We start from the raw sequence: 23,496 nt of genomic DNA, 5'->3' as shown, positions 1-23,496 counted from the left end.
TTAAATTAAACGACAAATGGTATCGCCCATTTCATCGGTTGAAACATAACTACCACCACGAGCAAGATCGATAGTGCGTACGCCTTGTTGTAAAGCATTATTCACGGCATTTTCAATAGCTTTGGCGATATCATCACGTTTTAAACTATAACGGACCAATAGTGCTAATGATAAAATTTGTGCCGCAGGATTGGCGATATTTTTACCGGCAATATCTGGTGCACTACCGCCAGCAGGCTCGTATAAACCAAAGCCATCTTCATTTAGGCTAGCAGAAGGTAGCATTCCCATTGATCCAGTAATCATGGCGCATTCATCAGATAGAATATCACCAAATAAATTAGAACATAATAATACATCAAATTGAGCAGGATCTTTAACAAGTTGCATCGTCGCATTATCAATATACATATGTTCAAGTGAGACATCGGGATACTGTTTGGCAACTTCGCTCACGACTTCACGCCACAAAATGGAGGTTTGTAATACATTGGCTTTATCAACAGAAGTAACTTTTTTACGACGAATTTTTGCTGCTTCAAATGCCATACGGGCAATTCGTTCAATTTCAAAACGGTGATAAACTTCAGTATCAAAAGCACGCTCTTGAGGACCAGAGCCTTCACGACCTTTTGGCAAACCAAAATAGATACCGCCAGTTAACTCACGCATACACAAAATATCAAAACCACGGTTAGCAATATCTTCACGTAAAGGACATAACTCTTCTAAACCTTGATACAAACTAGCAGGGCGCATATTAGAAAATAGTTTAAAATGTTTACGTAATGGTAAAAGTGCTCCGCGTTCAGGTTGTTGATCGGGGGGTAAATTGGTCCATTTTGGTCCACCAACCGAACCAAACAAAATAGCATCAGCTTTTTCACACCCTTCAAGTGTCTCTTTTGGTAATGGGCAACCATGAATATCAATTGCTGCACCGCCAACATCATATTCACTTGTTGTAATTGCAAGATTGTATTTTTGACGAATAACCTCTAGTACTTTATAAGCCTGTTTCATCACTTCTGGACCAATTCCGTCACCGGGTAGTACTGCAATATGGTAATTTTGAGACATATCTATTCCTTATAATTAATTTAAGTATTTCGTTATTGAATGACGAAATAGCAACTATTTGTTAATCATGGTGCAATTTTTGTTTTTGCTCAGCAACTTGATTCGCTCTATAAACATTATTTAATACATTAATTAATGCTAATGCTGATGAATGTACAATATCAGTCGCAAGCCCAACACCGTGGAATTTGCGCCCTTTATATTCGGCAACGATATCAACTTGACCTAAGGCATTTTCGCCCTGTCCTTTAGAAGCTAATTGATATTTTACAATTGAAATCGGTTCGCCAGTGATGCGATGTATCGCTTGATAAACAGCATCAACAGGACCATTACCGGTTGCTGCATCTGAATATTTTTGATCGCCAATGGTCAAACTCACAGAAGCCGTTGAAACGACAGTGGAACCCGACTGAACATTGAAATAATCCAATACATAATGTTCTTGATCGTCCTTAAGTTGATTAATAAAGATCAAGGCTTCTAAATCATAATCAAAAACTTGGCCTTTTTTATCGGCAAGCTCTAAAAAGGCACTATATACTTGATCTAAATTATAATCGCCATCGTGGTAACCTAACTCTTCTAAACGATGTTTAACCGCCGCTCGACCTGAACGCGAAGTTAAATTTAATTGAATTTGATTTAAACCGATTGACTCAGGGGTCATAATTTCGTAGGTTTCGCGATTTTTTAATACGCCATCTTGATGGATACCCGATGAGTGCGCAAAGGCATTACTACCAATAACCGCCTTGTTAGACGGTATTGGTGTATTGGTAATTTGGCTGACAATTTGGCTGGTACGATAGATTTCTTGATGATTGATATTGGTGTGCACGTTTAAGATATTTTGACGGACTTTGATCGCCATAATGACTTCTTCTAAAGCCGTATTGCCCGCACGTTCACCTAAACCATTCATCGCGCCTTCAATTTGCCGAGCACCTTCTTGAATCGCGCTAATCGAGTTAGCCACCGACATACCCAAGTCATCATGACAATGAACAGAGATAATCGCTTTATCAATGTTCGGGACACGTTCAAATAAGGTACGAATAATGCCACCAAATTGATAAGGGACAGTATAACCGACAGTATCTGGTATATTGATCGTCTTTGCCCCGGCTTGAATTGCTGCTTCAACAATCCGACATAAGTTATCAATTGGGGTACGGCCTGCATCTTCACAAGAAAACTCCACATCATCTGTATAATTACGTGCACGTTTAACACAGTGCACCGCCTTTTCGACAACATCTTCAAATGTCATCTTTAATTTATCTTTAACATGTAAGGTCGATGTCGCCATAAAAGTATGGATACGAAATTGATCGGCTACTTTTAACGCTTCGGCGGCAACATCAATATCCTTATCTATACAACGAGACAACGCACATACACGACTATTTTTAATGGTTTTAGCAATAGTTTGTACTGATTCAAAATCACCAGGAGATGAGATAGGAAAACCAACTTCCATCACATCCACTCGCATTCTTTCTAATGCTAAAGCTATTTGTAATTTTTCTTTAACATTTAAACTTGCTTGTAACGCTTGCTCACCATCACGTAATGTTGTGTCAAAAATAATAATCTGATCGCTCATTGTTATTTCCTTTATATTTTAGCGCTATCACGGTATTTCAAGTTGAGAAAACAAAAAACCCGCACTTTAGCGCGGGTTCTTGTTAATCTGTCGAGTTAATTATTAAATTACTTTTACTCCACACACAAGCTATCCGCGCAAACTGATGCGAGGAGGAGGCTGAGTAGGAGGTTAGTATATTTAATCATTAACTGCTCAATTTTATTTATAAATTATTGGTGATATTTTTATCAAATGATCATTGCTCTGTCAATGATTATTTGAATATTAATTGCTCATTATGCTAAATATCACCAATAAATATATAGAAATTACAATACTATTAGAGTCCTTGAGGAATTTCTATTGTTTCTAATTTTTTAATTACAAATATGTGTGCTAAAGCGCCGATTAAAGAAACCGCTGAAATATAACACATTGCATAAGCAAAACTGTTTGTATATTGTAGAATTAACCCCATGATAATTGGCGTAATTATACCTGCACAGTTACCGGCAATATTGAAGAAACCACCAACAGTCCCCATGACTTTTGCCGGCACAATATCACTCAGTAAAACCCAACCAATATTGGCAAAGGCATTTGCAAAAAATGCAAAAGATAATAGTCCAATGGCTATAGCGGGATAATCTTCAAAGAAGTTAGCCAAACACATAACTCCAGCGAAGCCTAATCCTAAAATTGATGGTAATTTTCGAGAAAAAGTTCTGCTTTTTCCTCTTTTCATTAATGCATCACTTACAAATCCACTGCATAGTAATCCAATCATCGCCATAATATACGGGAACATTGCCCCAATACCTGCTTTAGAGATTGATAAATGTAAGCCTTTTTCAAGGTAGACAATGAACCAAGTAAGGAAGAAATAAAGGGTTGAATTTAGGGCAAATTGAGCAATACATAACCCTAAAAAATTGCGTTGTTTTAATACATAACTAATCTCTTTCCATTCGACTTTTTCTTGTTTTTTCTTGGCTTGTCCTAGTCCGCCACCTTGTTTTATATAATCAATTTCTAGTTGATTCGTCCGGTTACTATCTAAAGGATCACGGTAACGGATTAACCAATAAATACCAAAGAGAATACCCACAACACCACAAACATAAAATGACATTTCCCAACCATAATTAGCGACAACAAAAGCTAAAATTGGTGTTAAGCCCGCAAGGCCAATGTATTGCGCACAAGCATAAAGTGCAGTTGCACTGGCTCTCTCTTGTGTTGGAAACCAAGTGGATATAATTTTAGTGTTCGCAGGAAAAGAAGGTGCTTCAGCTACGCCTATCAATGATCTACAGAGTAATAAAAATAGGAATGATGATGCAGCTGTTGTGAAAATATGATTTGAAGCAATACCCATGAGTAGCGTGAATATACTCCATAAAATAATTGCACAACCATATAATTTTCTTACTCCAATACGATCAAGTATATAGCCAACTGGTATTTGACTTAAAACATACGCCCAAGTAAACATTGAAAAAAGAAGACCAAGTTGTGCCGGAGTTAACGAAAACTCGGCTTGAATACTAGTACCTGCTACAGATAAATTTGCTCTGTCCATATAGTTGATTGCTGTTACAATAAAAAGTAACACCAATACAAAATATCGAGATTTTGTTGCTTTCATTTTTGTTCCTTGTTAATTATAAATATTGTCCATTAGTTAAACAGTTACAATGGCTCATGATTTGTTTCGTTGTTTGATAGGCCTGTGAAATTATCCATTCAGGTGTTTTTTCCCAATATTCAGGTCTAAAGGTTTCAATTGAAACCATTCCTGTGTATCCCATCTCTTTTAAGGTGATTAGAAAATTATTTAAATCGAGTACTCCTTCATCGCAAAAGCGACGTAGTGCTTGAGACAACTGTTCTTCGGGAGCATCGTCCCCATTATTTATATGAACGGCAAAAATTTTATTAACAGGAATTTGTTTTATTACTGAAAAATCATTCAAACGGTTGTATAAATAAAGATTAAAAGAATCGATAACCAATCCAACATTGTCTTTGTTTACGGTTTTTACTATTTGCCAAGCTTGTTCAACAGTTCTTACCGAACTGCGATTAAAACCAACCAATTCGAAGCAAAGTTTAATTCCATAAGGTTCGGCTAAATTTGATAAGTGAGATAAGATTCTTACTGAATTTTTGCAATTATCTTCCCATGAACCAATAAATGGTCCTCCATTGGGATCTCTTTGTAATGGTGGAACTATAATAAAATATTCAGATCCAATTACTTGTGCTATTTCGCATCCCCAGATAAACTCGGCAACTAAGTCTTGTTCTTGTTGGCTCTGCGTGCCATCAAATAGAGTTGGAAATGTATAAAGGGCATTTAATGCATGCGGTTTTAAGTTATTTTTTTCAAAAAAATGCTTTAATTCGTTTACATCATGTTCTTTCAAATATTCATGAAGCATATCTAATCTTAGTTCGATAAAATCAAAGCCATTTTTTTCACATAGGACTAAGTCTTTATCTACACTAGAACATTTCATGGCATTTGATTGATTATATCCAATTTTCACAATAGCATCCTTAATCTAGTGGAAACTTAATAACTTTATTACTTTGGGTGCTACGATAAATTGCTTCAATCAACTCAACTGTTTTTAAACCAGCGAGTCCATCAATTAAAGGGGGAGTATCGTTTATTAATGAATCAAGAAAATCTTCAATTTGAAGTTGATGATAATAGTACATTGAATCTACACTATTAAAAAAGTCACAATCTTCTTTTTTCCATATTGGTAATTGATCTTCTTCTCCTTGAATCGTCCATAAGTCATTATATGGCGGCTCAGTAATTGAAGACACGCCAGCTATAAACATTGCACCGCCGTCGGTTTGTACTCCAATAGAAGCGCCATTTTCTCCATGAACATGCACTTTTCCATAGAGTGCAGGATTTTGAGAATTACTTACTAACACATTACCTATACCGCCATTTTTAAATTTAATGATGGCAACAGCTGTATCTTCAACTTCGATATAGGGATGATTTAGGTTTTTCCATAATCCATAAACCTCTTCAACTTCACCCATGTACCATAAAAGTAAATCAAGTTGATGAGGAGCTTGATTGACTAGAACGCCTCCGCCTTCACCTTGCCATGTTCCTCTCCAAGGATCGCTTTCGTAATAAGCTTTATCACGCCAACCTAACATGGTTACGGTGCCAATTATTGGCTTGCCAATTTTTCCATCATCAATCGCTTGTTTCATTCTTAAACATGGTCTATAAAAACGACGTTGGCACACGGTGCCTATTTTGGCGTTACCTTTTTTGGCCGCAGATAATATTGCCTGAGAATCAGCTAAATTTGATGCTAAAGGTTTCTCGACTAGAATATGACACCCCAAATTGGTTGCAGCTATGGCAACAGATGCATGGATAGGGTGAGGAGTACAAATACTAAGCATCTCAATCCCTTCATTTATAATCATTTGCTCAACATTATCATAGGCTTTAACACCATATTGTTTTGCAAACTCTTGCGCTCGTGCCAGATTTTGATCACAGACAGCTATAAATTTAGATTGTTTTAAATTCATCAATGCTTTTGCGTGAAAGTGTCCTACTTTTCCACAACCAACAAGAGCTGTTTTTAAGTTTTCCATTTAATAAAATCCTCTAATGTTACTGGTAACTAATTAAGTCATAAAAATGAATTAATTTTCTTCATTATAAGGTTAATCAGATAATAAATTATTTGATACCGGTCACATTTTCAGAACAATTATTGCTTATTTCGCAGATTAGAGATTAAAGGGTAATCAATAAGCTATTATTTTTTGTCTTTAAAGAGAATAAAAATACCTCAATGACCAATCATTAATTATCAACAATCTCTAAAAAAGAAACAGAAAAAATAAATTGAAAAATAGTTAAAGAATATGCAGAATGGTTAGCGTTTAGGGCATAAGTGATAAATTGCCTGATAAGTAGTTTCTCTAGATTCAAAATAATCATTTCAATAATAAGAATGTTCATTATTTATGTATCCATTTCTACTCTAAAAAGAGATTTACCCAAGTAACGCTATTTCAACATTAATTATCATTGATTGGAGCCATTATGAATATCGTCGAAATTTCGCAAAAACGTTATACAACTAAACATTATGATAAAAGTAAAAAGATTCCTAAAGATAAAATTGAACAGTTACTAACTGTATTAAGAAATAGTCCTTCGTCGGTAAATTCACAGCCTTGGCATTTTTATATTATTGATAATGATGCCGCTAAAAATAAAATTTTACCGGCCATTGCTGAGTTCAATCAACCGCGAGTGACCGATTCTTCGCATACTATTTTATTTTGTATTAAAGCGCCGTTAGAAGATGCGCATTTAGTTAACCTACTTAATCAAGAAGAGAAAGATGGCAGATTACCATCATCTGAGCTTAAGCAAACTCAGGATGAATCAAGGCGTTATTTTGTCACTAAAAATAGCAAAACTGTTGAGTCTCAACAATGTTGGGAAGGTAAACAGACTTACTTGGCTTTAGGGCAATTACTTTTTGCTGCTGCGGCAATTGGTGTTGATTCAACGCCTATCGAAGGATTTGATTGTGATAAAATGGATGAGATTTTAGATTTAAAACGCAAAGGGTTAAAAAGCTTAGTCATTGCGACATTAGGTTATCGCTCTGAAAATGATGGTAATGCCCATCGACCAAAATCACGGTTACCAAAAGAACAGATTTTTACATTTTTATAAAATCACAAACAATATTCTCCATATTAAATGAATATGGAGAATATCCACACAGACTTTATTGCAACATCTTTTCGGCTAGATGAGCCAATCATTGCATTTGAATTGATAAGTTTTTTTAACCTAATAGGCTAGAAAATTCATCAAATGAAGTAACTAGGGTTGTTTCTTCGAACGTTTCTAAATCTTCCTCTTTTAATAAATCCATACATTTTTTATTGGCCGTCATTAGTGGAAAATCTGAACAAGTAAAAATCATTGGATATTGGTGAATAAGTGAATAAATGGCTTTTTCTAATTCAATATGATCACAAGGACGTAAAATATCGATTGATGAAACTATACTTTCATCCTCTTCGTCAAAAGAGAAAATTAAGGTACAAGAGTTAGATATAATTTTGTCATTATAAATCTCAACCCCATAATCTAATGAATATTCTTCATCATTTACTTTCGTGCAATACGGACTAAATGCATTTAAAACCATGTTTTGCCGAACAGAGTTATCCATGGCAATAATGCCATATTCAATTCCCATACTATTTCTTCCTTAAATACCTATAATTGAGGTGAAAATCAATAATTATCAGTATAGAACCATAAAGAAAGATAATAAATAGTCATGCTCAAAATTAGAACGGAATTCAAATGGGTTAAAACCGATAGTTTAATTAATCTTTCAATCATTCATTATTAATTAGTGAATTGATATATAATAAATTCATTACATTCTTACAAATAACGCTAGACCAAGCTTTCAGAATCATTACAATATACGCCATCAATCATCTAGTAATATCATTGAGTTGCTAGTTTTAATCAATTAAACGGATAATGTTTTATGGCGCAATATGTCTATACCATGAACCGCGTGGGGAAGATTGTTCCTCCTAAACGCTATATTTTAAAAGATATCTCTTTAAGTTTTTTTCCGGGAGCTAAAATAGGTGTTCTTGGCTTAAATGGGGCAGGTAAGTCTACATTACTACGCATTATGGCCGGAGTAGATACCGAGATTGAAGGTGAAGCTCGCCCACAACCGGGTATTAAAATCGGTTATTTACCTCAAGAACCTAAACTTGACCCTAAACAGACTGTACGTGAAGCAATTGAACAGGCTGTTGGCGATGCTAAAAACGCTTTGGCTAGGTTAGATGAAGTCTATGCGGCTTATGCCGATCCTGATGCTGATTTTGATAAATTAGCTAAAGAACAAGCCGAGCTTGAAGCAATAATTCAATCGCAAGATGCCCACAATCTTGATAACCAATTAGAGCGTGCAGCTGATGCTTTACGTTTACCTGATTGGGATGCGAAAATTGAAAATTTATCTGGTGGTGAGCGTCGTCGTGTTGCTATCTGTCAATTATTGCTTGAAAAACCTGACATGTTATTAATTGACGAACCAACCAACCATTTGGATGCTGAATCGGTTGCTTGGTTAGAGCGTTTTTTACATGATTATGAAGGTACAGTGGTTGCTGTTACCCATGACCGTTACTTCTTAGATAATGTTGCCGGTTGGATTTTAGAACTTGACCGCGGTGAAGGGATCCCATGGGAAGGAAATTACTCATCTTGGCTTGAACAGAAAGATCAGCGATTAGCTCAAGAAGCGGCAACCGAATCAGCGCGTCGTAAATCAATTGAAAAAGAGTTGGAATGGGTACGGCAAAATCCAAAAGGTCGTCAAGCAAAAAGCAAAGCACGGTTAGCGCGTTTTGAAGAATTAAACAGTAATGATTATCAGAAACGTAATGAAACCAATGAACTCTTTATTCCACCTGGGCAACGTTTAGGTGATAAAGTTATCGAAGTGGCTAATTTAACCAAATCATATGGTGATCGCGTGTTGATTGATAACCTCTCATTTAGCATTCCTAAAGGGGCAATCGTTGGTATTATTGGTCCTAATGGTGCCGGTAAATCAACTCTATTTAGAATGTTGTCAGGTAAAGAGCAGCCAGATTCAGGTACTATTACCTTAGGTGATACAGTACAATTAGCGTCGGTTGATCAGTTCCGCGATAGTATGGATGATAAAAAAACCGTTTGGGATGAAATATCCAACGGACAAGATATTATGCGTATCGGTAATTTCGAAATTCCAAGCCGTGCTTATGTTGGTCGCTTTAATTTTAAAGGGGTCGATCAACAAAAACGTGTGGGTGAACTATCAGGCGGTGAACGCGGACGTGTGCATTTAGCTAAATTATTACAAGTTGGTGGTAATGTACTATTACTTGATGAACCGACCAATGATCTTGATGTCGAAACCTTGCGTGCGCTGGAAAATGCCTTATTAGAGTTTCCGGGTTGTGCTTTGGTGATTTCACATGACCGATGGTTCTTAGACCGTATCGCCACTCATATTTTAGATTACCAAGACGAAGGGCATGTTGAGTTCTTTGAAGGTAACTTTACCGAATATGAAGAGTGGAAAAAACGCACTTTAGGAGCAGAAGCACTTGAACCTAAACGTGCTAAATATAAACGAATTGCCAAATAACTTTATCAGAAAATTCCGCCGATAATTATCGGCGGTTTTTTTATTACTAAATAAAAAAATTTACAGCAAGGATTTGGATGTCTTAACCAACTTAGCAAAAGTATCGGTTAATAATCGAGGAATTGCTGTGGCACCACGCGCTTTAGCATCATCACAAACCGCAATAGCTAAATCGGGCTTTGAACTTTTGTGGATCGCTTTTTGAATAATTTTCGGTACTGACATATCAATATGGGCAACAGTATTATAAGCAGCTAACTTGTATACGTGACTAAAACCATGTTTAAATAGAAAGTTTTCAATGTCGCGGGCTGGCAATACGGTGATATAATCATTTAAATTTTCACCTGGTTCACATTGTGATTGTACCGTTTGAGCATATTTTTTACCTGCCATATCACCATCGGTGATTACATACCAACGAATACCCATTCTATTCGCATAGTGAATTAATGGTTTTAAACCACACTGCGCAAATTCCAACAACTGAATTCCTTCCGAACTTAAGTGATAGCCGCTTTGTTCGGCAAGCTCTCTAAGTAACCAAACTTCAGTTTCACCTTCAACCAACAACCAACAACGGGCAAATAGTGCAGTAGGGCGTCGATAAAGTACATGGAATAAAATGCGTCGACTATCGCCAACACTTAACGAATGAGGGGCAATATACTTACTGACAATTTGTTCGGGTTGGCGAATTAATCGGTAAATACTCTCTAATGGAAACAGAGAGACTAAATCACTTGAGTTAGAAGTAATGATTTTTTGCGAAGGTAAATTTTTTAATAAACGAAAGCCAACCGAGAGAATAATTGGATGTAACTGACTTTCGGGTTCTTCTAAAACTAAAATTGGTACTGAACTGTGAGAGAGAGGATTATCACCTTTAGCATTAACAATCGAACCAAATATACCTAAAAGTGCGGTGCGAAGATAATCATTATCTAAATCATCTAAGACATTATTGATTCGTTCGAGCGAATTCCAATCTTCGGTTTTTGGATTATTTTTTTGTGCTAATTTTTTATAGTTAGATCGTTGTTGAGAATCAACAAAATAGTATGCTAATAATGAACGTGCTGCTTGTAATCCCCGATTAAGCTCATCCTGACTTAATTGTGCCGAATGTGCTTTTAATTGTTCAGATAGTTGATCAATAAAGTATTGTGATAATGGCTCATTAGTGACAGGTAAATCCTTGGCATTAACTGAATTTTTAAGCGGCATGACTGGATTTAAATTAATTAAAATAGCGATCAATAATTTGACATTATCCAGTTTTAACGGTTGCTCATATTCATTCAACAAATTATGCGCGGTGATAATATTGCCACCACTTTTTTCAGCACTGATTTGATAAGCAATTCGATATAAACCATCGGATGGTGAACGATAACTAGCGACTTGCAATGGTTGATAGGCTTGCTCATTTAATTGATTTACATAAGATTCACAATAGACAACATTTATTGAGATATGATTACCATCATCATTATCATGGTAGAAATCTGATTCGACAAATTGATAAAATTTATTATCTAATGTAAGCAGCTTTAAAGCGCTAAGTAAGCTTGATTTACCCCATTGATTTTCACCAATCAGCACGCTAGATTTAGCATTAAGTTTCAATGAAAGTTGCTTAATTCCTCTAAATCCTTTGATATCAATTTGTTCAATAAACATGTCATGTCCTTATGGTTAAAGATGATACTTTTCAGTTCGTTTCGCAATACGCTCAGCTTTATGTTTAGCACTTGCAATTAATTCATCTTCATCTCGCAAAATGGCTTTAATCGGTTTCTTAAAATAGGTTCTTAAAAAACGCCAAATATCTCGCTGAGTTAATCCAATATTGATTGATGAAAAGTAAAGTCCAATTAAATCTTTATCACGCCAACGGGTAGGAACTTTATCGCGTGTTTGTGCTCGATGGAGATCAATCACCGAAAGTTTGAGTTGCTGGTTATTTTCCAGTAGAGGTAAATCCAACAAGAAATGACACAAATAACAATCACGATGATTGACTCCCGCGCCATGCATTTTAGCTGTCATATCAGCTAAATAAATAGTTAACGCTCGTTTTAAATGATAACTAGGTGGATTAGTTAACCATGACCTAGTGAAATCTTCTAAACTGATAGTAGGATTAAGGTCTTTGGTAATAATAAAAGAGTGTCGGGTCAGAGGATTTAATCCTTTGCGTCCAAATGCTCGGCCGTCCATCGTATTCACGCCAGCTTGCTCTAAACGATGAATCGCATCCCACTCTTGTTTCGCATCTAAAACCGGTAAGCGTAGCGAAATCAGATTTTTTACAATTTCTTTAACCGTTGTGCCACGATGAATTTTAATAAAATAGGATTGGCCATCTAATTGAAAATTTAGAGTTTTGCGTTGTTTAACAGCACGATAAACTTTACCTGAAATCAATTCAACTTCGGTAAAGGGATCTTTACCTTGCCATAATTCTTTGAATGGTGATTTAAGTTTTACTTCATTCATAATGACATCCTAAAATAATGTCAGCTGCACGCTGTGCTAGATGATATAAATCTTCACTATTACCATAAGCAATAGCATTATTATGCCAAGTAATCCATTGTGTTTTATCAATAATTGTTTGCGCTAACACGTGATTTAATGCGTATTGATCATAAGGTTCTGGCAATACTATACCGGCATTAGCTTGGCTAATATGGTAAGCATATCCCGAAATACCGGAAACAATCACCGGCACGCCTGCGGCTAATGCTTCAATCAATACCATGCCTGCGGCTTCTTGTCTAGCCGGATGCAATAATAGATCGGCGGAAAATAAAAAATCAGGAATATCATTACGACCAGAAAAGAAACGCACCTGTTTAGCAATAGCTAACTCATCGGCCAATTTCTGATATGGCTCAGGTTTATCTTGGCCAACCACCAAATAGGTAACTTTTTGCTTGAGGTCGTTAGGTAAAGCCGCAATTGCTTTCAATGTACGATCAACGCCTTTACGTTTAAAATCTGAGCCAATTTGCACAATCACAAAATCATCAAGACTAATTTGATTAGCTAATCGAAATTGTTGACGTTTTTGAGGCGAATCAACACTATATTTTCGATCTAAAGCAATGCCAGGTGGCAATAGAAAGAACCGCTCATCTTGAGTATGGTAATGATTTTTAAAATCTTCAATTTGTTGCTTAGTTAACACCATGATTTTGGTGGACGAACTAGGAGCAAATACCGCTTGTTCAAATGCTAAATAGTGTTTACAACGTTTTGATAGTTTATAAAAAAAGCCTTTATGGGCAGCTTTTTCCGCAAAACAAGTATCACCAGCAAAATAGACATCTAGGCCCGGCATTTTGTTAAAACCAACCACACAATTGACTGGATTAGCTTGTAAGTGGCTCTTCACCCAATGATAATAGGCTTGATTACGACTATGGTTAGATAATCCTTTTTTCGGAACGATAATAATATCAAAGCCATCCGGTCTATCGCCTTGCCAGTCCAATACATAAACACGGATCTGATGACCTCGAGCTTGGCAAGCAGTAGCAATTTGTAAAAAATCGCGTTGCAAACCACCAAAAGGGAAAAATTTATAAATACAAAAAGCCAGTTGCATGCAGATTATCTCAAGTTAGAAAACATCATTATATACTTGTTGGTAAAAAGGGGCAAAAATACCCTGAATAAATTTATCGCAAAACTAATATATTGTTTTATAAATAATTAAATTAAAAAACAATTAATTTAAATAGCGAATTACTGAAAAAATAGAAACCATATCTTAATTTTTTATTTTCGAATAAAAACAGAGCCAGAATAAATGGAATTAAAAAGTCGATAAATGTAACATGATCATCATTATTACCACTTAATTGACAAAGTGCCCCTAGTCCTTAATCAGCCATTCATCCATACTTATTGATTACCAATATATTTATAGCGAATAACAGCAATAGTTAGCTAATTAACCTTAGCATAAAGCTTATTTTGTTTATCATAAATGATCTATTGCAATAGATAGATTTAATTGCTCTAAACACAATCCATTAAGTTGATAAGGTCAATATCTAGATAGTAAGATAAAAAATTTTGAGGCATGTTTTTTTAGCTAAATCATTTACTTTTTAGCTATCAATTTCAAATATAATTGTGCTTATTAATAGTTAAAATATACGTTCCTCAATATTTTTTCCATGTTGTTTTCAATTTATTATTCAAAATAATAAGGATCACCAATGGCGCTACCTTGAGCGCCAAATTGGCGTAAATTATTATCAACCGCATTCATTGATTGCCAATGATTTTCACACCAATCCGGTGCCAGTAACGTTGGTTTTCTAGCATTGGCTGAGATTCGATGATATAAAATATTGGCAGGTGTTTGGCGAATAATATCTCCGGCAATATCGACATACTCTTCTAAAGATAACACCGCAATTCGTCCGGCTCGCCATGCTTTAGCCATAATACTGCCTTCAACGATATGTAACGGATGAATTTTTAAGCCATCAATGCCACTGTCTAACACGCGGTTAAGGGTGATAAGATTGTCATGTTTATTCTCTTTAGGTAGACCAATAATAAGATGGGTACAAACTTTTATACCTAATTGTCGCGCTTTTTGTACTGTTTGATGATAGTCATCAAACGTGTGCCCTCGATTAATATGGTGTAATGTTTTGTCGTGAGCGGTTTGTAAACCTAGTTCTAACCAAACTTCGTAACCTTGATTCTGATAATCAGCAAGCAAATCTAATGCTTCTTTGGGTACACAATCTGGACGTGTACCAACACAAAGACCAACAATGTCGGCACTGTTTAGCGCTTCTTGATACATATTTTTAAGAATTTCCACTTCAGCATAGGTACTGGTATAGGCCTGAAAATAAGCAAGATAACGTTTAGATTTTTTCATTTGCTTGGCTTGCGATAGCAATTGATCTGATATTGATTTAATCTGAATTGATTCATCAATGATGGATGCCACATTACAAAAGGTACAACCACCTTGACCTATAGTACCGTCACGATTGGGGCAGCTAAAACCACCATGTAAAGTGAGCTTATAGATTTTTTCGCCATAGCGACGTTGCAAATCCGAACCGAAGGTATTGACCACTAAATGAAGTTGCATAATAAACCAAACAAAATTTTTGGCTATTTTACCAAGATATGTAAGATACTCAATGGCTATTAAGTTAAGGGAAACAACTAATCAAATGGTTAGTTTTGTAAGATATAATCTTCGTCTTCACCGTTTGGGTAATTTTTATAAATATGCAGTAACTTGATTTGTTCTCCTTTTTTAGCATCATTTAAACTATATTCGTCTCTTAAACTGACCGTTATTTTGTAAGGTTGGTTGTTAGGCAAAGCGCATAGGCTATCAGCTCTCGTTTCAGTAATATTTGCAGCCGTGACTAACACCTCTAATTCAACATTATTATACTCTCGTTCTGGTAGAGTTTTACCATTATCATCGCTAGGCGAGAATGACATAATGGCAATTTGCGGATCTGCAAGAAGTGTACCGGTTAATAAACAAATATTAACCTGACTTGCATTAACCGATAGGCTAAAAAAATAGCTAATAGATAAAACCACAGACAAAATTATTTTTTTCATTTAGATGTAATTAAATAGCCAAATCTATTTTTGCTAGATTTTATACTTAATGATAAATATATCAATTAGATTATAAATATTTTGTAATAGATAGTTTTATTTGCATTTATATTAAAGAAAATATTTTTAGTTAAAATTTAGCTTCACGGTTTAAAAGTTGAAAAATCAACGCTAAATGGTGAAACTATAGAGAGTTAAGGAGCGGTTTTTTGTCGGCTTAAATATGGCTAATTTAGCTAATGAAGTTAATTAGCAGCTTAATAATATATAAATATTATTTATAACATCAAAAAAAGATTGAAATTCAACGCTGATTAAGTGACGATAATGTAATATTTTTTATACTAATCAAGTACTGTAACGAGCCGTTAGGTTGACGTAATTGCTTACAAGGAGCCAATATGTTTAGTAAACAAATGACCATTGCCGATTATGATCAAGAATTGTGGAATGCTATTAAAGGTGAAGAACAACGCCAAGAAGATCACTTAGAACTTATCGCATCGGAAAACTATACCAGCCCAAGAGTGATGCAGGCACAAGGCACGCAATTAACTAACAAATATGCTGAAGGTTATCCAGGTAAGCGTTATTACGGTGGTTGTGAATATGTTGATATTGTTGAGCAATTAGCGATTGAACGGGCTAAAGAGTTATTTGGTGCAGATTATGCCAATGTGCAACCACACTCAGGCTCACAAGCCAATTTTGCAGTCTATATGGCATTGCTAAAACCGGGTGATACTGTGCTAGGCATGAATTTGTCTCAAGGTGGGCATTTAACTCATGGTTCACCAGTTAGCTTTTCTGGTAAGCTCTACAATGTGGTTGCTTATGGTGTTGACGAAACTGGACATATTGATTATGACCAATTAGCCCAAATAGCCTTAGATTCAAAACCGAAAATGATCATTGGTGGTTTTTCTGCTTATTCAGGAGTAGTTGATTGGCAGCGGATGCGTGAAATAGCGGATAGTGTTGGTGCTTTCTTATTTGTGGATATGGCGCATGTGGCTGGTTTAGTGGCAGCCGGTGTTTATCCAAACCCTGTACCATTTGCTCATGTCGTGACAACAACAACTCATAAAACCCTTGGTGGGCCACGTGGTGGTCTTATTTTGGCCAAAGGTGGCAGTGAAGATCTTTACAAAAAATTAAATTCTGCTGTCTTTCCTGGGGCACAAGGTGGTCCGTTAATGCATGTCATTGCTGCCAAAGCCGTTGCCTTAAAAGAGGCGATGGAACCCGCTTATAAAGAGTACCAAAAACAAGTTGTTAAAAATGCTCAAGCGATGGTTGATGTGATCATCAAACGTGGCTACAAAGTCGTGTCAGGCGAAACCCAAAATCATCTATTCCTAATTGATTTGGTTGATAAAAAGATAACAGGTAAAGAGGCGGATGCCGCTTTAGGTAGTGCGAATATCACCGTCAATAAAAATAGCGTACCAAACGATCCTCAAAGCCCATTTGTGACATCAGGAGTGCGAATTGGTACCCCAGCTGTGACTCGTCGAGGTTTTAAAGAAGAAGAGTCTCGTGAATTAGCTAACTGGATTTGTGATGTGTTAGATAACATTGATGATGAACAAGCTATTCAAGCCGTTAAACAAAAAGTATTGGCAATTTGCCATCGATTACCGGTTTATCAACATTAATAAGAAAATTTCGCCGACGTAATGTCGGCGAAAAATATTATAGCCGATTAGTTTTTCTGTTCGTTTTGAGTTTGGCTTTGGGTTAACTGCTGTTGCTGTTGTTTAAAATAATTGGCAATATCATTTTTAAACCATAAAGCAGTGCCAACCAGAACTACCCCAACTAAGATTGCTGACCAGAATATTATCCGTGCTTTTTTATTGCGTTTTCTTAAAGGGTCAGTTAAATTTCGTTTAGCATTGGTGGGTAATTCCGCTTTACTGGTAAGTAATCCACCTAATAGTAAATTGATTTTTACTTGCCCATTAATTGCCCAACCTGAAGCTTCCAGTAATGGACCAAGTGTTCTCCTGCGTAATTTTAACCAAGCTAATATTACTGATGGCCCAGATATAATTAAGAACAAACCTAAAATCACTAATGGGAATTGCCACCAAGTGAGAGAGAAGATAGCCTGAAAAATGGTTGCCAGTGCAGTACCAATAGCGCCGATCGCTAGACCAATAGCTGCGAAGATACCAACACTCTTACCAATATCAAATTTATTTTCTGGATTTTGGATTGCTTGGGTACTGGTCTTTTCTATATCGGCGTCTTTACTGCTCGCCCATTTATTAATTTGTTCGGTAATTAAGCGGCCAATTCGTTGATAAGGGGCCCAAATCGCTTGTTGTATGCTAATTGGTTTAGTTATCATTTTAACCACATTGGCATCCCAATCATTACCCTCATTATCAATAAATACCCCATTACGCCCTTCCATTAGTAAATCACCTTGTCCGGCGGTAATCGCGGCAACAATCGTCTGTTTTTGACCGTGCCTTGTGCATTCACAATAAAGTAAACAAAGTTCTGAATAATCAGCCATAGTTGAATGTTTAGCGATGTTATCAACGGCAACACAAAGCGTAGCACAACGACCATCAATATAAAGTTTGCCTAATTGAAAAGCAGCATAATGGTCAAGTGAGAAGAATTCCGCAAATGAAGCAAAATTAATCAATAAACGATAAAAATGTTTTTGAAATAGCACTAGTTTTTCTAACACAAAAACATCTGATGCTGAAATTGGCGTTTTATTATCTTGGTCAACCATTTTTTCAAATTCGCTTAATAAATTACCATTGGTAAAATTGGCGATCTGATTGCTAGGAATATCCTCAATACTCGCAGTAGGTTTAGTTGCTACGTTTAATTGTTGCATATCTGGTTTAGAACTAATTAACGTGGCATAGGCATTAAGACCCGTTTGAATATCTTGCCACTCTTGTGATGTTAATTGGTTAGGATCGGTTAAATGGGATGCCACTAAAGCCCTAAATCGAATAATTTTACTTTTCCAAAGTGGATTAAGACCGTTAACCAGATCTAATGAATTATTGCTATCGATTTTAGATAACGGCAGTTCAGCTAGGGCTTGATCTGACAGTAAGCCATTTTGCGTTGGAACAATATATTTTTCATCAACGTTGAGTGCATTTTGTGCTTGAGGAGCATATTGCGCTAATTCAACCCGCAGAAAATAGTCATCAATTTTCGGTTTTAATTCTTGAACCAACTTCCATATTTCAGAACGATTTTCCCCAAAAGGGGTCTGAGTATTACTGATATCGGTTTGCCATGCTTGCCAGCTTTTTAGATTTTTTACAAAAGTTTGCGCAATTTCTAGATTTATGCCATCTTGCCCGCTCATATCTTTTTGGGCACCGGTCGTTTTAATTGCTGTTTGAATAAAGTTCTGCATTTCTGGTGATAATTCGCCAGAAGGTGGAAAAATTAAATCGCCATTGTAGAGTTTGCTGGCATTAATTTTTAGCGATTGCTGGACATCATCTTGCGTTAAATAATCGGCTTGGCTCTTATTTAAATTCGCCAAAATACTATGCGCAGTAACTAATAATTTTTTACCTTGTTCTGTTGAATCATCAATTTGAGATAGTGGCAATGTTTCTGAGGATTGTACTATATTATCGAAAGAGACGATTTTATCTTTTGCCCAACTGATTGCATCTAAAATATCGGGAATACGAATGCGGCCATCGTTATCAGAATCTAACAATTGTAATGTTCTTTGATCAAAATCTAAACCGGTTGTCGGGCAACTAAGTGCAACCCATAATTTAGGATCTAAATTGGGTAAGTTGATAATGTCATCGGCATTTTTTAATACGACTTGATCTAATCCACCAACACGTTGAAATGTCCAAGTATGACGCATAATTACCTCCATACTGAAATATTATTAATTTATTCAATTATTAATAAGTATAGCAGTATTTTTGTTTAGAAGAGAAAAGGAATGCTCGCTGTTAAGAGCAGTTAATTGTATCTTTGATAATTGATTTTGGTTGCCAATAGCAACTTTATGATAGAATAACGCCTTATTATTTAATATCCAAATAAAAAATATGTCATTAATAAATCTTACCAATGCTTATCTGTCATTTAGTGATGCGCCACTTCTTGACCATATCGATATGTCGATTGAAATCAACGAGCGAGTCTGTCTTGTTGGTCGTAACGGTGCCGGCAAATCGACTCTGTTAAAAGTTCTTAACAAAGAAGTTCCGTTGGATGAAGGGCAGATTGTTTATGAAAACAACGTAATTGTCTCTCGATTACAGCAAGATCCACCTCGCGATATTCAAGGTAATGTATTTGACTTTGTGGCGGAAGGGTTAAAAGAACAAGCTCAACTGTTAAAAGATTATTATGCATTGTCACATCTGGTTGAAGCGGATCCCAGTGAAAGTAATTTATCGAAATTAGCTAAAATGCAAGAACAGCTTGATCACCAAAATGGTTGGCAGTTGGATAATCGGATTCGTAATGTTATTTCTTCACTGTCATTAGATGGCGATGCGTTGCTCTCATCATTATCCGGTGGTTGGCTGCGTAAAGCGGCATTAGCTAAAGCACTCGTTTGCCAGCCATCAGTACTATTGCTTGATGAACCAACTAACCATTTAGATATCGATACCATAAAATGGTTGGAAGAGTTTCTAAAAAGCTTCAATGGCAGCATTGTATTTATATCACATGACCGATCTTTTATACGCCAAATGGCGACGCGAATTATAGATTTAGATCGTGGTAAGGTTGCCTCTTGGGGTGGGGATTATGACAGTTATCTGTTATGTAAAGAAGAAGCTCTGCGTGTTGAAGAGTTACAAAATGCCGAATTTGATAAAAAGCTCGCCCAAGAAGAAGTGTGGATCCGTCAAGGTATTAAAGCTCGTCGAACTCGTAACGAGGGTAGGGTGAGAGCATTAAAAGCGATGAGGCAAGAGTATTCACAGCGTCGTCAAGTTATGGGCAATGCAAAAATGCAGATCGAAGAAGCACTGCGTTCAGGTAAAATTGTCTTTGAGTTGGATAATGTCAGTTATCAGATAGATGATAAAGTCTTAGTCAAGGACTTCACGGTACAAGTCTTACGCGGTGATAAAATTGCTTTGATTGGTCCAAATGGTATTGGAAAAACCACATTATTAAAACTGATGTTAGGCAGTTTAGCACCGACTTCCGGCAGTGTTCATTGCGGAACCAAACTTGAAGTGGCTTATTTTGATCAGTATCGATTAGAGCTTGATCCTGAAAAAACGGTTATGGATAACCTGGCAGAAGGTAAGCAAGAGGTGATGGTAAATGGTCGCTCAAGACATGTACTTGGTTATTTGCAAGATTTCCTCTTTCCACCAAAACGCGCTAGAACGCCGGTCAGAGCGCTATCTGGTGGCGAGCGAAATCGCTTATTATTAGCAAAACTCTTTTTAAAACCAAGTAATTTATTAGTGCTTGATGAACCAACTAATGACCTTGATATTGAAACGTTGGAACTATTAGAAGAACTTGTTAACGATTATCAAGGAACGGTTTTACTCGTTAGCCATGATCGGCAATTTGTCGATAACGTAGTTACCCAATGCTGGTTTTTTGAAGAGCAGGGGCGAATTGGTATTTATGCTGGTGGTTATACCGATGCATTGCAGCAGCAACAGCAAGCTAAACCGGTTAATAAGCAAGTAGCTACTAACAAAATCAATGAATCGGCTAAAACTGACACCATAAATAGCTCAAGCGCCACGCCAGTAATTAAAAAGAAGGTAAAGTTAAGCTATAATGAACAACGCGAACTTACTCAGTTACCGCATAAAATCGAGGAGCTTGAAACAGCTATTGCCGATTTACAAGCACAAATTGGCCGTAGTGACTTTTTCAATCAACCTCATGAAGTAACCAGTCCAATACTGCAATCTTTAACTGATAAAGAAGCGGAACTTGAAGCCGTCTTTGAACGCTGGGAACAGCTTGAAGCATTAAGTCAATAAGCGCTCAATGTGAGCGCTTATTTACCAAGTTCTTCTGGAAAGAAGGTAAAAGAGCATTAGGGCAATAGTCACAAAAACAGAACCGACAAAGCCAATGTAATGTGTGGATAAATAAACCAATACTTGGCTACCAACAAAAGCTCCCCCACCGATACCGATATTATAAATGCCCGAATAAACCGAGGTTGCAATATCGGCAGCGTCAGGGGCAGCATCAATGACTTTACTTTGCATCACCATACTAATGATAGTAATGGCTAGCCCCCAAACCATACCTTGTAATATTGCGGTAATTAGGCTGAAAGAACAAACATAAAGTGATAACAAGCAGGTCAATAATAATAATGCCGGAATCACAAATATTGCGATGGGATGTGAATCAGCATATTTGGCAAAAATGACACTGCCAATCATACCTGAGAAACCAACAGCTAATAACAGACTAACGACAACATGCTCACTAAAACCGCCAACATTGAGCATAAATGGCGTAATATAAGTATAAGCTGTGAAATGACCAGTTATTATAATTGCGGTTAGCAAATAGATATTTAGTAATACTGGGCGTTTGAGTACTTTAGGAATATCTTTGATTAAAATCTTATTTAAACTTGGTACTGATGGTAACAAATAAAGTAGCGACAACATGACACAAAAGGCAATAAAACCAATACATAAAAAGGTTATTCGCCAGCCAACAAGTTGTCCGATCATGGTTCCAATTGGAATCCCTAAAACAGTTGCCATAGAAGTACCAACCACGATAAAGCCCATAGCTTTAGCTTTTTTGCCATTGGGTGCTAAACGAACAGCTAAAGGTGTGGTAATGGCCCAAAATACCGCATGTGCGCAAGCAATACCAAGTCTTGCCACCATTAAACTGTAAAAACTCCAAGCAAAACCTGCAAGGATATGACTACCGATAAATAGACAAAACAAAAATATCAGTAGTTTTCGCCGATCCATTTTTGAAGTTAATACCGTTAACGGTAAAGATAATAACGATACTGCCCAAGCATAAATAGTTAATAATAGCCCGGCATGTGCGACATCCATCGAAAAACTTTCAGCAATATTGGGCAGTAATCCAACGGGAACAAATTCAGTCGTATTGAAAATAAAACCTGCAAAAGCAAGGCAAAGAATCGATGACCATATTCGAGACCGTTTATTGGCATTATTCATGATTAAAGTTATAGAGGGAATAGAGATTTAATAGTGTAATTATAGCTGAATCTATTTTACTATCAAACAGCGAAGATAAATAAATAACACGATTAATTTAATTATTTTTAAATTAAATCATTCAACCATTTTGCTGAGTGAATCGATAAGAGTATATACTATTACAACCTATAATAAATCGTTCAATTAACTATTATGAATCAACTTCTCATTACTGTTTGTCTACTTACTTGTAGTAATATTTTTATGACGTTCGCTTAGTACGGACATTTGCGTTTTATGCATAATCAAGTTTGGATTTTAGCGGTGCTTATTAGTTGGGGGATTGCCTTTTTTGAGTATTTGCTACAAGTGCCGGCAAACCGTATCGGCTTTCAAGTTGCCAGCGCAGGGCAATTAAAAATTATTCAAGAAGTGATCAGCTTGTCAGTATTTATTCCCTTTTCAATTTACATCTTAAAAGAACCGTTCAAAACCGATTATATTTGGGCTGGACTATGTTTACTCGGTGCAGTTTTTTTTATGTTTAAAGATAAAATTATTGCCTAACATAAATATTCAGTTTATGAACTTATTATATTTTACCCATTCAACCAATAATTATTTTTCCTAAAAAACAATAGTTTTTAAATATTATTGTGAGGTTAATCATAGAATAATAAATAGGTTTTTGGTCAGTAATCATAACTGTTTTATTATGAACTAAATTAACATTTATAGATTACTGATAAATAAATTATACGTGCCAGAACTTGTAATTTCTTTATTTGCT

17 protein-coding genes and 1 pseudogene are annotated in these 23,496 nt (G+C 36.1%); 5 read left to right on the top strand and 13 right to left on the bottom strand.

What is annotated here, in order from left to right:
- From leuB to AC5LXV_RS14630, 5 genes are all read right to left on the bottom strand, one after another.
- Positions 1-1,080, bottom strand: coding sequence for a 3-isopropylmalate dehydrogenase (gene leuB, locus AC5LXV_RS14650; RefSeq protein WP_493466879.1), 1,080 nt, complete (start codon positions 1,078-1,080; stop codon positions 1-3).
- Positions 1,081-1,141: 61 nt separating this feature from the next.
- Positions 1,142-2,689: a 2-isopropylmalate synthase gene (leuA, locus tag AC5LXV_RS14645; protein ID WP_034884249.1), complete on the bottom strand. Its 1,548-nt coding sequence runs from the start codon at positions 2,687-2,689 to the stop codon at positions 1,142-1,144.
- 322 nt (positions 2,690-3,011) lie between these two features.
- Positions 3,012-4,319: an MFS transporter gene (locus AC5LXV_RS14640; protein ID WP_493445286.1), complete on the bottom strand. Its 1,308-nt coding sequence runs from the start codon at positions 4,317-4,319 to the stop codon at positions 3,012-3,014.
- A 16-nt stretch (positions 4,320-4,335) separates the two neighbouring features.
- Positions 4,336-5,223 carry a sugar phosphate isomerase/epimerase family protein gene (locus AC5LXV_RS14635; RefSeq protein WP_493466878.1) on the bottom strand — a complete coding sequence of 296 codons (888 nt, stop codon included), beginning with the start codon at positions 5,221-5,223 and terminating at the stop codon, positions 4,336-4,338.
- A 10-nt stretch (positions 5,224-5,233) separates the two neighbouring features.
- Positions 5,234-6,316 carry a Gfo/Idh/MocA family protein gene (locus AC5LXV_RS14630; protein ID WP_493466877.1) on the bottom strand — a complete coding sequence of 361 codons (1,083 nt, stop codon included), beginning with the start codon at positions 6,314-6,316 and terminating at the stop codon, positions 5,234-5,236.
- A 457-nt stretch (positions 6,317-6,773) separates the two neighbouring features.
- Between AC5LXV_RS14630 and nfsB the strand changes: the two genes are divergently transcribed.
- On the top strand, positions 6,774-7,418 hold the full coding sequence (gene nfsB, locus AC5LXV_RS14625) for an oxygen-insensitive NAD(P)H nitroreductase (RefSeq protein WP_110432762.1): 645 nt from the start codon (positions 6,774-6,776) through the stop codon (positions 7,416-7,418).
- Between the two features lie 115 nt (positions 7,419-7,533).
- Here nfsB and AC5LXV_RS14620 read toward each other — a convergent pair whose 3' ends face one another.
- On the bottom strand, positions 7,534-7,953 hold the full coding sequence (locus tag AC5LXV_RS14620) for a hypothetical protein (protein WP_493466876.1): 420 nt from the start codon (positions 7,951-7,953) through the stop codon (positions 7,534-7,536).
- 303 nt (positions 7,954-8,256) lie between these two features.
- Here AC5LXV_RS14620 and ettA point away from each other — a divergent pair, with 303 nt between their 5' ends.
- A complete protein-coding gene (gene ettA, locus AC5LXV_RS14615; RefSeq protein ID WP_034902677.1) occupies positions 8,257-9,924 on the top strand; it encodes an energy-dependent translational throttle protein EttA in 1,668 nt (555 codons plus the stop codon).
- A 60-nt stretch (positions 9,925-9,984) separates the two neighbouring features.
- On the opposite strand, the gene AC5LXV_RS14610 is transcribed toward ettA, so the two are convergent.
- From AC5LXV_RS14610 to AC5LXV_RS14590, 5 genes are all read right to left on the bottom strand, one after another.
- On the bottom strand, positions 9,985-11,607 hold the full coding sequence (locus AC5LXV_RS14610) for a DUF2813 domain-containing protein (protein ID WP_493466875.1): 1,623 nt from the start codon (positions 11,605-11,607) through the stop codon (positions 9,985-9,987).
- Between the two features lie 15 nt (positions 11,608-11,622).
- Positions 11,623-12,426 (bottom strand): lipopolysaccharide core heptose(I) kinase RfaP, encoded by an 804-nt coding sequence (gene rfaP / locus AC5LXV_RS14605; RefSeq protein WP_493466874.1) that lies wholly within the window; start codon positions 12,424-12,426, stop codon positions 11,623-11,625.
- Positions 12,419-13,540: a glycosyltransferase family 4 protein gene (locus AC5LXV_RS14600; RefSeq protein ID WP_493451959.1), complete on the bottom strand. Its 1,122-nt coding sequence runs from the start codon at positions 13,538-13,540 to the stop codon at positions 12,419-12,421. The genes rfaP and AC5LXV_RS14600 overlap by 8 nt, the downstream gene beginning before the upstream one ends.
- A gap of 594 nt (positions 13,541-14,134) precedes the next feature.
- On the bottom strand, positions 14,135-15,058 hold the full coding sequence (gene mnmL / locus AC5LXV_RS14595) for a tRNA modification radical SAM protein MnmL/YtqA (RefSeq protein ID WP_493466873.1): 924 nt from the start codon (positions 15,056-15,058) through the stop codon (positions 14,135-14,137).
- An 89-nt stretch (positions 15,059-15,147) separates the two neighbouring features.
- Complete coding sequence (locus tag AC5LXV_RS14590; RefSeq protein ID WP_110432768.1) at positions 15,148-15,549, bottom strand: hypothetical protein; 402 nt, start codon at positions 15,547-15,549, stop codon at positions 15,148-15,150.
- Positions 15,550-15,950: 401 nt separating this feature from the next.
- Between AC5LXV_RS14590 and glyA the strand changes: the two genes are divergently transcribed.
- On the top strand, positions 15,951-17,207 hold the full coding sequence (gene glyA / locus AC5LXV_RS14585; protein ID WP_110432769.1) for a serine hydroxymethyltransferase: 1,257 nt from the start codon (positions 15,951-15,953) through the stop codon (positions 17,205-17,207).
- Between the two features lie 47 nt (positions 17,208-17,254).
- Here the strand turns inward: glyA and AC5LXV_RS14580 are convergent, their stop codons facing one another.
- The gene (locus tag AC5LXV_RS14580) at positions 17,255-19,426 is read right to left on the bottom strand and encodes a phage holin family protein (RefSeq protein WP_110422758.1); all 2,172 of its coding nucleotides are present in this window, start codon (positions 19,424-19,426) and stop codon (positions 17,255-17,257) included.
- A gap of 190 nt (positions 19,427-19,616) precedes the next feature.
- Here AC5LXV_RS14580 and AC5LXV_RS14575 point away from each other — a divergent pair, with 190 nt between their 5' ends.
- Complete coding sequence (locus AC5LXV_RS14575; protein WP_493466872.1) at positions 19,617-21,539, top strand: ABC transporter ATP-binding protein; 1,923 nt, start codon at positions 19,617-19,619, stop codon at positions 21,537-21,539.
- Between the two features lie 21 nt (positions 21,540-21,560).
- Here AC5LXV_RS14575 and AC5LXV_RS14570 read toward each other — a convergent pair whose 3' ends face one another.
- The gene (locus tag AC5LXV_RS14570; RefSeq protein ID WP_493446468.1) at positions 21,561-22,727 is read right to left on the bottom strand and encodes a sugar transporter; all 1,167 of its coding nucleotides are present in this window, start codon (positions 22,725-22,727) and stop codon (positions 21,561-21,563) included.
- A gap of 192 nt (positions 22,728-22,919) precedes the next feature.
- Between AC5LXV_RS14570 and AC5LXV_RS14565 the strand changes: the two are divergent.
- A pseudogene (locus tag AC5LXV_RS14565) lies at positions 22,920-23,273 on the top strand (DMT family protein).
- The last annotated feature ends 223 nt before the right edge of the window (positions 23,274-23,496 follow it).

This window comes from Gilliamella sp. LMG 34359, from assembly GCF_984569085.1.
Note: the sequence above shows the minus strand (reverse complement) of the source record. Positions and strands in the feature narration are given on the sequence as shown.